The organism is Lysobacter soli, assembly GCF_003382285.1.
Classification (GTDB): domain Bacteria; phylum Pseudomonadota; class Gammaproteobacteria; order Xanthomonadales; family Xanthomonadaceae; genus Lysobacter_J; species Lysobacter_J soli.
On record NZ_QTJR01000001.1, the window covers coordinates 499,283 to 511,790 of the forward strand.

Sequence of the window (12,508 nt, forward strand, 5' to 3'; positions counted from 1 at the left end):
GTCTTGCTGCCGTCATTCCCGCATAGGCGGGAATCCATCGATCAGACGCTTCACGGCTGACGGATGTGGTGATGCACGCCGGCGTGGATTCCCGCCGTCGCGGGAATGACAGCTGAAAAAAACAGCGCCCCAAGCGCTGTTTTTTTTTGAGTGGCGCCGCGCGCCCTACTCGCCCGCCTTCTTCGCCGTGAATTCGCCGAGCGCCTTCCCGCCGTCCTTCAGCGTGAACTCGATGGCGACCTTGCTGCCCGGCTTCAGCGGCGCGCCCGGCTCCATCAGCATCAGGTGCAGGCCGCCGGGCTTGAACGTCGCCGACTCGCCCGGCGCCAGGCGCAGTTCCGGCACGGCGCGCATGCGGCTCACGCCGTCGACCACGCGCGTCTCGTGCATCTCGACTTCACCGAACGCCGCGCTGCTCGCGCCGGTGATCGTGAGCGGCTTCGCGCACGGATTCTCGATGCGGCCGAAGCCGGCCATCATCGGCATCGCGGCCGGCGGCAGGCGCACCCAGCCGTCGACGACCTTCAGGGTGCAATCCGCAGGGGAAGCGGCGGACGATGCCGCCATCATTAGGGCCAGGAGGCCGAGTCGAATCGTGGTCGCGTTCATGGGCCTATGATACCCGCGACCCTCCGCGCGGTTTTGACGCCGCGGGGCGCCGTTCACGCCGCGCTGCAACGACAGCGCCTCCGCCAGGAATACGCACGCAATGAGCCTAGTCGAAACCCATTCCGCCGACGGCATCGTCGAACTCCGCCTGGCGCGCGCGCCGGTCAACGCGCTCAATCCGCAGCTGTGCAACGACCTGGTCGAGGCGCTGGCAAAGGCGGTGGACGACGGCGCGCAGGGCATCGTGCTCGGCGGCGGCGCGAAGGTGTTTTCCGCGGGTCTCGACGTGCCTCACCTGCTCTCGCTCGGCGACGACCGCGATGCGCTCATGGCTGCGTGGGAGACCTTCTTCCTCGCTGCACGCGCCCTCGCCGAATGCCCGGTGCCGGTCGTCGCGGCGATCGGCGGCCACGCGCCCGCTGGCGGCTGCGTGCTCGCGCTGTGCTGCGACTACCGCGTCATGGCGCGCAGCGAGGATCCCACGAAACCCTTCCGCATCGGCCTCAACGAAACGCAGGTCGGGCTGGTCGTGCCGGTCGGCATCCTGAAGTTGATGCAGCGCGTGGTGGGCACGCATCGCGCCGAGCGCCTGGTCGTCGCGGGCGACATGGTTGAAGCCGAGCGCGCCGAACGCATTGGTCTGGTCGACGAACTCGTGCCGCTCGACCAGGTGAACGCCCGTGCACGCGAATGGCTTGCGCAGCTGCTGAAGCTGCCGCAGCCGGTGATGCGCCAGACCCGTGCGATCGCGCGCGCGGATCTGGTCGCCGCGATGCAGCCGGAACAGATCCAGCTGCCGAAGTTCATCGCGGCGTGGAGCGATCCTTCGACGCAGGCCGCGCTGAAGGCGCTGGTGGCGAAGCTGGGCAAGTAGGCGCCGCAGCTTCGACGACCTGCGACGTCACAGCATCCAGATTTCCACGCGCTCGTTGCGATAGCGCGCGCCCGAGGCTCCGGCCGCCGCCAGCGGCACCTGTGCGCCGACGCCGCGCGCGTGCAGTACCGGCAGGCCGCGCGCCATCAACTCGTGCGCGACGAGGTCGGCGCGATCGTTGCTGGTCATCGTCGCGGCAACCGAACTGCCGGCCGTGTCGGCGAATCCCACCACCAGCAGCCGGCGGCCGCGATTCACCGGCAACTGCATGAAGGCGACGATGCGATCGATGTCGCGCACGGCGCGGCTGTCGTACACGCTCGCCGCCACGCCGCTCTCGTTGTTGCCGGTGAGGTTGAAACGCAGGCTCAGCGGCAATCGCGTGGCCTTGCCGACGAGATCGCGGTAATCCTTCGGCCCGACCAGCGTCGGCGGCGCATAGCCCGGACGCAGCGTCACCGCGAAATGCCCGGCGCGCGCGACCGCGTCCTGCCCGCGCTGGCCCATCGTGTACAGCGCGAAACTGCGGCTGAGCGCGCCCATCATCTGGCTGCCGTAGAGATGGAAACGACGCGTGAGCGGATAGTCCTCGCTCTGCACGGCCAGCCGCGTCGGCGCGACCGCACGACCGCCGTCGGACAACGCAAGCGGGCGCACGCTCGCGCCCCACGGCTGGCGCAGCGTGACGAAACCGATCGCATTGGGATCCTTCGCGATGGAACGCACCAGCGATTCGCCATCGGCATGCAACGACGCCGGCGCATACGGCGAGCCCTGCATCACGCGTTCGTCGATGAGATCACGCGCGGAGTTCGCGCCGGCGACCATGTGCAGGTGGATCGCGCCGCGGCCGCCGAATTCGCGCCAGTCGCGCGCCTGCCCCGTCAATACGCGACGCAGCTGCGCGAACCCGAGCTGCGCCAGCGGGTTGTCCCGATGCACGACGACGGCCGCACCGTCCAGCGCCATCGCGAATTCCTGGTCGTGCGACGCCAGATCGCCAAGCTGCCAGCCCGCGTCGAGTTCCTCCGCGTTCGGCCGGCGCGTCATCATCGCGATGTGCGCGTTGCCGTCGACGACGTCCTGGAAACCCTGCGCGGAACTGCTCGCCTGGATCTCCACGATCAGCGGCATCCCGTCGCGCTGGGCGTGGATTTCGGTCAGCGTCGGACTCGGCTGCGTGCGCCGGATGTCCTGGTAGCCGATGTCGTGCAGCCACGACTCCGCCACCGCCGGCACCAGCCGCGCGGCCATCGTCTGCGACCCATGGATGCGGACGCGTTCTGCGTCCACCTGTGCGTGCGCGGCCGACGCTGCGACCGACAACACCATTGCAACCAACCAACCCGCGATGCGTGACATGGCGCACGCCCCCTGTGCGAAATCGCGCAAGGATCCGGGATGCGTATGACGCGCAGATTACGTGTTACGCACTTCTGAAACGTATAGTGCGAACGGACGGTTCGGGTATATCAGGCGCCGCGCGCGACCGGCCGCGAAGGGTCGTCGATCCAGCCGCTCCACGACCCCGTCGACAAACGCGCGCCCTCGAAACCCGCATGTTCCAGCGCGAGCAGCAGGTGGCAGGCCGTGACGCCGGAGCCGCACATCGCCACGACATCGCACGCGCTGCGGCCCTGCAACAGTTCGGCGAATTCGCGTGCGAGTTCCTGCGATGGACGAAAGCGCCCGTCGCGCATCGTCTGCGCATACGGGCGGTTGCGCGCACCTGGGACATGGCCGGCGACGCGGTCGATCGGTTCGACATCCCCACGGAAGCGTTCGGCCGCGCGCGCGTCGAGCAGCACGCCGCCTGCATCCAGGTGCGCCTGCACCTGCGTCGAATCGAGCAGCCGTCTTTCATCGAACGTCGCCGGATACGGCGGCGCCGGCGTGGCGACGGGCATGTCGGCTTCGACCGGCAATCCGAGCGATTGCCAGCGCTGCAGCCCGCCGTCGAGCACGGCGACGCGCCGGTGACCCAGCGCGCGCAGCAGGAACCACATGCGTGCGGCGGCGAGCGCGCCATCGGCCGCGTCGTACACGACGACCTGATGCTGCGCCGTCACGCCCCAACGGCCGAGCGCGGCGGTGAAATCCTGCAGCTTCGGCCACGGATGGCGACCGGCGTGCTGCTTGCGGTGATCGGACAGGTCGCGATCCAGATGCGCATAGAACGCGCCCGGGATGTGCGCGGCACGATGCGCCGCTTGGCCCGCTTCGGGTTCGGCGAGGCTGTGGCGCGTGTCGAAGACGATGACGTCGTCGCGACCCAGCGCGGCAGCCAGTTCTTCGGCCGACACCAGCGTGGCCCAGCTCGGGGTCGCGTCGCTCATCGGATCGCCTCCAGGCGTTGGCGCAGGTTGTAGAGCATCGAGGCGGTCGCGCCCCAGATGCGCTGCGCGGGATAGCGGTACTCGAACACTTCGCGCGGACGGCCGCGGAAATCGAGCGTGTGCGTGGCCAGGTTGGCCGGATCGAGCAGGAACGCGAGCGGCACTTCGAACACGTCGGCTACTTCGTTCGGATCGGGATGCGCGACGTAATCGCTGGCGAGCACCGCGACGACCGGCTGCACGCGGTAACCGGTGATCGTGGCCAGCGGATCGAGGAAACCCAGCGGATGGATCTGCCGCGCGCCGACGCCGATTTCCTCGTGCGTCTCGCGCAATGCGGCGGCGACGGCGTCGCTGTCGTCCGGTTCGATGCGACCGCCGGGGAAACTCACCTGCCCCGCGTGCTGGCGCAGCGCATCGGTGCGACGCGTGAGCAGCACGTGCGTGCCTTCCTCGCGCGGAACCAGGCCGACCAGCACCGCGGCTTCGATGCTCACCGCATCGTTCGGTACGAGGTCGTGCAGCTCGGCGAGGTTCCAGCCCGGACCGTGCGGTGGATCGTTGAGTGGATGCAGCGCCGAGGCGAGGTCGGGCCAGTCGGTCAATGCGGACGAGGCGGCCATCCGGTTCACCGGCGGCGCGTCTCGCGTTCGGGCAGCACGGTTTCCATCAGGCGCAGGCGCTCGTCGTCGTTCATCTGCGACCAGCGTGCGATTTCCGCGGTGGTGCGATGGCAACCGGTGCACAGGCCGTCGTCGTCGAGCGAGCAGATGCCGATGCAGGGGCTGAGCACGGCGCGGAAAAAGGTATTCATCGATCGACCAACGTAAGGCGGACGTGCCTGGGATTCAACCGGCGCAGGCGTCGTAAACGCGTCGTGGTGCGCTGGCGCCGGATTTTGGGTGCTCACAAAAACGTCGAGCCGGCGGGGCCGGCTCGACGTGGTGTGTTGCTTTGCGCTTCGCGTCGCGAAGCGCTGGATCCCCGCTTTCGCGGGGATGACGGTTCGGCAAAGCCGCTCGCGCGATGCGCGAGCGGGCCGAAACGTCACTTCACGCTGACGAGCTTGACTTCGAACTGCACGGCGACGTTCGGCGGGAACGGCGTACGCGGGTCGGCGCCATAGGCCTTGTCCGACGGCAGCGTGATTTCCCACTTCGAACCGGCCGGCATCTGCAGCAGCGCTTCGCGCATGGCCGGCATCTCGATGTCGCTGACCTTGATCGACGGGATCTGCTGCGCCGGACGGGCCTGCTGCGGACGCTCGCCCCAGGCGTACGGACCGGCGACTTCCAGCTGCACGGTGCTGGCCTGCGTCGGCTTGGCGCCCGAGCCCTTCTCGATCTCGCGGTACTGCACGCCGCTCGGCAGCGACTTCACGCCGGCCTTGGACTTGTTGGCGGCGATGAACTGGTCGCTCTTGGTCTTGTTCTCGGCGGCAGCCTTGTCCCACGCGGCCTTCGCCTTGGTCTGCTGGCGCTGCTGCATGTTCTGCACGGCGGTGCGCAGCTGGTCGACCGGCACCGACGGCTGCTTCTTGCCGTAGCCGTCCTGCAGGCCCTTGATGATGGTGTTGACGTCGACCTGCTCGCCGCTTTCGATGGCGTTGCGGCCCAGGTCGTAACCGAGCGCGTAGCTCAGCTTGCCCTGCTCGGTCGAAGTGTTCTGCGCGGCGGCAGTGCCGGTCAGGGCCAGGGCCGCGACGGCGGCAGCGATCAAACGCAACTTCATTCGAATGAATCTCCGTAATGGATCGGGGCGGGACTACCGCTCCTTAGTGATAAGGCCCGCACCGGTCGAATGGACCCGGATGGACGCGCTAGGATACCGGCGCCAGTACTTAATCGCCACTGACGCCGAACGGCTCAGACAGCGTCTCCCGGGCGAAGTTCCGGGCCCGATGCAGCGCGATTCCCGCCACTTTCGCAGCCTCCTGGACCCGCCGCCTCCATGTCCGAAACGCCCGTCCTCACCGCCGACCGCGGCGCCGTCCGCGTCGTCACCGTCAACCGCCCCGACAAGCTGAATGCGCTCAACGCCGCCACGCTGGACGCCCTGCTGGCGGCGTTCGAGGCCGCCGCGGCCGATCCGTCGGTCCGCTGCGTCGTCCTGACCGGCGCCGGCCCCAAGGCCTTCGTCGCCGGGGCGGATATCGCGGAGATGAACGGGCTGACCGCTGTCCAAGGCCGCGACTTCTCGCTGCGCGGTCAGAAGCTGATGCGCCGGGTGGAAAAAATGCCCAAGCCGGTGATCGGCATGATCAATGGCTTCGCCCTCGGTGGCGGGCTGGAACTGGCGATGGGCTGCCACCTGCGCATCGCGGCCGACACGGCCAAGGTCGGCCAGCCGGAGATCAACCTCGGGCTGATCCCCGGCTTCGGCGGCACGCAGCGCCTGCTGCGCCTGGCCGGCCGTGCGGCGACGCTGGAACTGTGCCTGGTCGGCGCGCCGATCGACGCCGCCCGTGCGCGCGAGCTCGGCATCGTCAATCGCGTCGTGCCGGCGGCTGAGCTGGAGGCCGAGACGATGAAGCTCGCCGAGCAGATCGCGAACTCCGCGCCGCTCGCGCTGCGAGGCGTGCTCGACTGCGTCAACGTCGGCGGCGAATGCGGCATCGAGGAAGGCCTGGAATACGAAACGGCGCAGTTCGGGCTGATGTTCGCCACGCAGGACATGCGCGAAGGCACGACCGCGTTCCTCGAACGCCGCAAGCCGAACTTCAGCGGCCAGTGATGCACGACGCGTCGAGCGCCTGCGTGTGCGGTTGCGATGATCCGCGCGGCGCCGCGGCGCACGCGGTCAACGCCGCGTTGCGCGTCGACGACGTGGACGGCGCGATCGAAGCGGGGCTGCTCGATCGCGAGGTCGAATGCACGCTCTGCAGCGACCAATGCCGCGCGCGCCTGCACGAAGCGCGTGCTGCACGTCTTGCTGCGTTGGCCGCGCGCGAACGCTATCGCGCACGCGCTGCACGACTCGAACGCCGTGCACGCGAACGCGCGGAGAAGCGCGTGTCGCCGCCGGGCACCGCGGTGGTGACGCCCACGCCCTCCGCCCTGCCCTCGGCCGCCGCCGCTGCGCTCGCACGTGCGCGCGAGAAGGCCGCGCAACGCCACAAGCCATGACGCCTGTCGCATCGAAGAAGAAAATCGCCACGAAGAAGGCCGCGCCGAAGAAGGTCGTGACCAAGCGCGCCCGGCACGGCAGCCGCCTGTCCGCCGAGGAAATCGAGACGATGTTCGCGCGGTTGAAGGCGCTCAATCCGGCGCCGAAAACCGAACTCGAATACGCGACGCCGTACGAACTGCTGGTGGCGGTGACGCTGTCCGCGCAGGCGACCGATGTCGGCGTCAACAAGGCTACGCGCAAGCTGTTTCCGGTCGCCAACACGCCGCAGAAGATCGCGAAGCTCGGCGTCGAAGGCCTCAAGCCGTACATCTCGACGATCGGCCTCTACAACACCAAGGCCGCCAACGTCGTCGCGATGGCGCAACAGCTGATCGAACACCACCGCGGCGAAGTGCCGCGCGACCGCGACGCGCTCGAAGCGTTGCCGGGCGTCGGGCGAAAGACGGCGAACGTCGTCCTCAACACCGCGTTCGGCGAGCCGACGATGGCGGTGGACACGCACATCTTCCGTGTCGCCAACCGCACCGGCCTTGCGCCGGGCAAGACCGTGCGCGCAGTCGAGGACGGCCTGCTGAAAGTCGTTCCGCCCGAGTACCTGCACGACGCCCACCACTGGCTGATCCTGCACGGCCGCTACGTGTGCAAGGCGCGCCGGCCCGATTGCCCGCATTGCGCGATCCGCGACATCTGCCGCTACCCGGACAAGACGCCGGGCGAGCCGGACGCGATCGCCACCTGATCGCCGCCACGACCGCGATCGGCCGTCATCGCCGCGAAGGCTGGGATGGATGCCTCCGGAACGACGCGGCCTTCGAAGGACATGACACGCCGGTGAGTTGGATTCCCGCCTTCGCGGGAATGACGTCGAGGCATGTGATCGCGTGACGGCCTGGGTCCCGGCCTGCGCCGGGATGACGCTGTTTCTTTGCATCCCATGGGTATCGGCACCCGCCAGTTCACATATCGCGCCGCCGTCGCCACTCGCGTCATCCCCGCGTCATCGCAGCGAAATAAGTCAGCGCTGTCACATTTACGCAACTTTCACGACCTAGCCTGCGCAGCGTCTTCTCACTACGCCCCAAGGGCTACGTCCATGAAACTGTCCCGCAGCACCCTGTCCGTCGCGCTGCTCGCCGCCCTCGTCGCGCCGGCCGCGCATGCCGAAATCGCGCTCGACGTGATCGGCAACTCCGAAGTCTCCTTCGAAGGCCTGGTCCAGGCCGACTACAACTACTTCGACAGCGACTTCGCCGACCTCAACGCCGGTGGCGACGCCCTTGACGGCCGCGACAGCGACAACGAACTGCGCCGCGCCGAGCTGGTGCTCAAGGGCAAGGGCCCGGGCAACTTCGAGTGGGTGGTCGGTTACGACGCCAAGGCCGACAAGTGGCTGGACGTCAACGCCAAGTACAAGATCCGCGGCGATTCGAACCACTACTTCCAGCTCGGCCAGTTCAAGCAGCCCAACAGCATGGAAGAGCTGTCCTCGACCAAGAACAACGACTTCATCGCCAAGGCGCTGGTCACCAACACCTTCGGCGTCGCCCGTCGTCTCGGCGGCCAGTACCGCTACGGCGCCAACGACTGGGGCGTGACCGCCAGCTACTTCACGCGCGAGCTCACCGAGCATCCGGCTCCGACGCCGCACGGCCCCGGCTACGGCCTGCGCGGCAACTGGGCGCCGATCAACGAGAAGGGCAACATCTTTCACCTGGGCCTGTCGTACGTTGACTACGACACCTTCCAGGACACGGTCCGCCTGCGCGCCCGTCCGGGCGCCGACCTCGCCGGCACGCGCCTGGTCGACACCGGCAACATGACCAACACCGACCGCCAGAAGACCGTCGGCGCCGAAGCGATGTACGTCACCGGCCCGGTCAAGCTGCAGGGCGAGTACATGCAGACGAAGGTGGAGCGCTACAACAACGGCAATCCGCGCCAGTCGCACAACTTCGACGGCAACAGCTGGTACGTCAGCGGTCTGTGGAACATCACCGGCGAGACCTGGGGCTACAAGGAAGGCACGCCGACCACCCCGCTGCCCGACGAACCCGCCAGCGGCATGTGGCAGGTCGGCGCGCGCTTTGATTCGATCGACCTGGACGACGGCATCGTCATCGCGCCGACCTCGCCGACCGCCGCCGCGGCCGTCGACGGCGTGCTGGGTGGCCAGATGGACACGTGGACCGTCGGCGTGAACTGGTACTGGCGTTCGAACTTCAAGTTCATGCTGAACTACGTGATGGTCGACAGCTCGAAGTTCATGGCGCGCACTCCGACCACCGGCCTGGTCAATCCGGCCGACCAGAACCAGCTCGTCAACCGCAAGGTCGACGACAACCCGAACATCTTCGAAGCCCGCATGCAGTTCTACTGGTAATCGACGCTTCAAAGGTTCCAGCTCCCTCCCTTTGTGAACCTCCGGGCGCGGTCGTTTGGCCGCGCCCTTTTTTTCGCCCGTGCCGTCATTCCCGCGAAGGCGGAACCCAGCGTCCAGACGCGATCCCGCTATCCGACAGCCCGATGCATCGGGCAGATGGATCCCCGCCTTCGCGGGGATGACAGCAGGAAGCTTGCGCCGTAACACGCGTGTCACACACCCGACCCGGCGCTGTCATCCAACGGTTATCAAATGCGCCACGAACGGGCACGGCCCGTCGTCACTCCAGGAGAGCATCGTGTTCAAGTCCATACAGTTCCGCCTCGCCACGCTCGCGCTGGCCAGCACTGTCGCCATGGGCGCGCAGGCGGCCGACGTCACCGGCGCCGGCGCCTCGTTCGTGTATCCGGTCATGTCGAAGTGGTCGGCCGACTACAACAAGGCGGCCGGCAAGAAGGTCAACTACCAGTCCATCGGTTCGGGCGGCGGCATCGCGCAGATCAAGGCCGCGACGATCGACTTCGGTTCCTCCGACGCCCCGCTAAAGCCGGAAGAGCTGGCGCAGGCAGGCCTCGCGCAGTTCCCGTCGGTCATCGGCGGCGTGGTGCCGGTCGTCAACGTGCCGGGCGTCGCTTCCGGCGCGCTGAAGCTCGACGGCGACACGCTCGCCAACATCTTCCTGGGCAAGATCACCAAGTGGAACGATCCGGCGATCGCCGCGCTCAACGGCGGCGTCCAGCTGCCGGATCGCAAGATCACCGTCGTGCACCGCTCGGACGGTTCGGGCACCACGTTCAATTTCGTCAACTATCTCTCGAAGGTCTCGCCGGACTGGAAGTCGAAGGTCGGTGAAGGCACGTCGGTCAAGTGGCCGGTCGGCATCGGCGGCAAGGGCAACGAAGGCGTCGCCGCGTACGTGAAGCAGATCGTCGGCGGCATCGGCTACGTCGAGCTGTCGTACGCGCTGCAGAACAAGATGTCGTACTCGCGCCTGAAGAACGCCGCCGGCAACTTCGTGCTGCCGTCTGACGAGAGCTTCTCGGCCGCCGCCGCCAGCGCCGACTGGGCGAACGCGAAGGACTTCTACCTGGTGATGACCAACGCCCCGGGCGCGAACGCCTGGCCGATCACCGCCACCAACTTCATCCTGATGTACAAGCAGCCCAAGAATGCCGCGGGCGCGAAGAACGCCAAGGAATTCTTCCGCTGGGTCTACGCCAACGGCGACCAGCAGGCCAAGGCGCTGGACTACGTCCCGCTGCCGGACGCGCTGGTGAAGCAGATCGAGACCTACTGGTCGACCTCGATGAACTACTGATCCCCTCGCGGGTTCAGCGATACGGAAAGGCGGGCTTCGGCCCGCCTTTTTTTCCTTGTAACCCCTCTCCCGCTTGCGGGAGAGGGGTTGGGGTGAGGGCAAGGCAGACTTTCGCAGGGCCGCGGGCTCGCCCTCATCCGCCTGCCGGCACCTTGTCCCGCCGGCGGGAGAAGGGCTTCTCCGTCCTGCGTTCCGTGTGGCGGACGCCCCCGCGACCCCGCCAGGCCCGCATTGCAGAAATGTGACCGCTGGATGTCATTGGGCTGTAACAAAAGAATCATCAAATGGCGCAGCCCGGCCAGCAGGCCGGATCCTTCCCCTTGGAGTTGCGCATGAACCCGTCGTCGGCCCGCATTGCCGCCCTCGCCTTCGCCATCGCCCTGACCGTCGCGGCCTGCAAGCCCGCCGGCGACACCAACGCACCGGCCACCGGCGCGGACGCCGGCGCTTCCGCTGCGAACGCTCCGGCCGGCGACAAGGTCGCCGCGCAGATCACCGGCGCCGGCGCGACCTTCATCTACCCGCTGATCTCGAAGTGGTCGGACGACTACAACAAGGCCACCGGCGCGAAGGTCAACTACCAGTCCATCGGCTCCGGCGGCGGCATCGCGCAGATCAAGGCCGGCACGGTGGACTTCGGTTCCTCCGACAAGCCGCTGCCGTCCGACGAACTCGCTGCCGCGGGCCTGGGCCAGTTCCCGTCCGCCATCGGCGGCGTCGTGCCGGTGGTGAACATCGAAGGCATCGAGCCGGGCAAGCTGCGCCTCACCGGCCCGCTACTCGCCGACATCTTCAGCGGCAAGGTCGCGACCTGGAACGATCCGGCGATCGCCGCGGTGAACCCGGGCCTGACGCTGCCGTCGACGAAGATCAACATCGTCCACCGCTCCGACGGTTCGGGCACCACGTTCAACTTCACCAACTACCTCTCCAAGGTCTCGCCGGACTGGAAGTCGGAGGTCGGCGAAGGCACGTCGGTGCAGTGGCCGGGCGGCGTGGGTGGCAAGGGCAACGAAGGCGTCGCCTCGTACGTGAAGCAGATCAAGGGTTCGATCGGTTACGTCGAACTCGCGTACGCGCTGCAGAACAAGATGGCGTTCGCGTCGCTGCAGAACGCCGCCGGCAACTGGGTGCTGCCGAGCGCGGAGAGCTTCCAGGCCGCCGCCGCCGGCGCCGACTGGGCCAGCGCGAAGGACTTCAACCTGGTGATCACCAACGCGTCGGGCGACCAGGCCTGGCCGATCACCGCGACCAATTTCATCCTCATGTACAAGACGCCGAAGGACGCGAAGCGTTCGGCGGACACGCGCGAGTTCTTCAAGTGGGCCTTCGAACAGGGCCAGTCGCAGGCGCAGGCGCTGGACTACGTCCCGCTGCCGCCGGCGCTGGTGCAGCAGGTCGAGGCGTACTGGGCAGCCGAGTTCAAGTGACGATCCGGCGCCTGCGCGCTTTGCGCGCAGGCCTTTGCCGGATCGTCATCCCCGCGAAGGCGGGGATCCACAACCAACCGATGCGTCATCCCGGCGAAAGCCGGGATCCAGGCTGACCACGGAACAGATCGCGTCATCCCCGCGAAGGCGGGGATCCAAGTGTCCGGACTCATTCCGCTCTCCGGATAGCGTGCTGGAACTGGAAGATGGATTCCCGCCTGCGCGGGAATGACGGCAAAAGCAAAGACCAAAACGTCGACTCTGCCTCCGCGGGAATGACGGCAAGAAACGCAACACGCAACGCGTACCACGTCATCCCGCGAACGCGGAGACGCCATGAACGCAGCACCGGGTCGCACTCCCTCTCTCTCCCTGCGATACGGCAATCGCGTCCATGGCCTCCCGCCTTCGCGGGAATGACGGCCCAGAACC

At 67.6% G+C, this 12,508-nt stretch carries 11 protein-coding genes and 1 pseudogene; 7 read left to right on the forward strand and 5 right to left on the reverse strand.

Annotation, left to right across the window (positions count from 1 at the left end):
- Nucleotides 1-165 precede the first annotated feature (165 nt).
- Entirely contained in the window at nt 166-609 is a 444-nt protein-coding gene (locus DX912_RS02145; RefSeq protein ID WP_115840789.1) for a copper chaperone PCu(A)C, read from the reverse strand.
- Between the two features lie 100 nt (nt 610-709).
- Between DX912_RS02145 and DX912_RS02150 the strand changes: the two genes are divergently transcribed.
- Nucleotides 710-1,483 (forward strand): enoyl-CoA hydratase/isomerase family protein, encoded by a 774-nt coding sequence (locus DX912_RS02150; protein WP_115840790.1) that lies wholly within the window; start codon nt 710-712, stop codon nt 1,481-1,483.
- Nucleotides 1,484-1,510: 27 nt separating this feature from the next.
- Here the strand turns inward: DX912_RS02150 and DX912_RS02155 are convergent, their stop codons facing one another.
- From DX912_RS02155 to DX912_RS02175, 4 genes and pseudogenes are all read right to left on the reverse strand, one after another.
- Complete coding sequence (locus DX912_RS02155; protein ID WP_115840791.1) at nt 1,511-2,845, reverse strand: substrate-binding domain-containing protein; 1,335 nt, start codon at nt 2,843-2,845, stop codon at nt 1,511-1,513.
- 110 nt (nt 2,846-2,955) lie between these two features.
- The gene (locus DX912_RS02160; RefSeq protein ID WP_115840792.1) at nt 2,956-3,819 is read right to left on the reverse strand and encodes a sulfurtransferase; all 864 of its coding nucleotides are present in this window, start codon (nt 3,817-3,819) and stop codon (nt 2,956-2,958) included.
- Nucleotides 3,816-4,633: pseudogene (locus DX912_RS02165) on the reverse strand (CoA pyrophosphatase). The gene DX912_RS02160 and the pseudogene DX912_RS02165 overlap by 4 nt, the downstream one beginning before the upstream one ends.
- Nucleotides 4,634-4,866: 233 nt before the next feature.
- Nucleotides 4,867-5,550 (reverse strand): FKBP-type peptidyl-prolyl cis-trans isomerase N-terminal domain-containing protein, encoded by a 684-nt coding sequence (locus tag DX912_RS02175; protein ID WP_115840795.1) that lies wholly within the window; start codon nt 5,548-5,550, stop codon nt 4,867-4,869.
- A 219-nt stretch (nt 5,551-5,769) separates the two neighbouring features.
- On the opposite strand from DX912_RS02175, the gene DX912_RS02180 reads away from it, so the two are divergent.
- The 6 genes from DX912_RS02180 (at nt 5,770) to pstS (DX912_RS02205) (ending at nt 12,076) form a co-directional block, all read left to right on the forward strand.
- On the forward strand, nt 5,770-6,552 hold the full coding sequence (locus DX912_RS02180) for an enoyl-CoA hydratase/isomerase family protein (protein ID WP_115840796.1): 783 nt from the start codon (nt 5,770-5,772) through the stop codon (nt 6,550-6,552).
- Nucleotides 6,552-6,944 carry a hypothetical protein gene (locus tag DX912_RS02185; protein ID WP_115840797.1) on the forward strand — a complete coding sequence of 131 codons (393 nt, stop codon included), beginning with the start codon at nt 6,552-6,554 and terminating at the stop codon, nt 6,942-6,944. The genes DX912_RS02180 and DX912_RS02185 overlap by 1 nt, the downstream gene beginning before the upstream one ends.
- 110 nt (nt 6,945-7,054) lie before the next feature.
- Nucleotides 7,055-7,687, forward strand: a complete 633-nt coding sequence (gene nth, locus DX912_RS02190; RefSeq protein WP_233433455.1) for an endonuclease III — start codon at nt 7,055-7,057, stop codon at nt 7,685-7,687.
- 354 nt (nt 7,688-8,041) lie between these two features.
- Nucleotides 8,042-9,328, forward strand: coding sequence for an OprO/OprP family phosphate-selective porin (locus tag DX912_RS02195; RefSeq protein ID WP_115840799.1), 1,287 nt, complete (start codon nt 8,042-8,044; stop codon nt 9,326-9,328).
- Nucleotides 9,329-9,638: 310 nt separating this feature from the next.
- Nucleotides 9,639-10,646, forward strand: coding sequence for a phosphate ABC transporter substrate-binding protein PstS (gene pstS / locus DX912_RS02200; RefSeq protein ID WP_267896487.1), 1,008 nt, complete (start codon nt 9,639-9,641; stop codon nt 10,644-10,646).
- A gap of 332 nt (nt 10,647-10,978) precedes the next feature.
- Nucleotides 10,979-12,076 carry a phosphate ABC transporter substrate-binding protein PstS gene (pstS, locus tag DX912_RS02205; protein ID WP_115841033.1) on the forward strand — a complete coding sequence of 366 codons (1,098 nt, stop codon included), beginning with the start codon at nt 10,979-10,981 and terminating at the stop codon, nt 12,074-12,076.
- Nucleotides 12,077-12,508 lie beyond the last annotated feature (432 nt).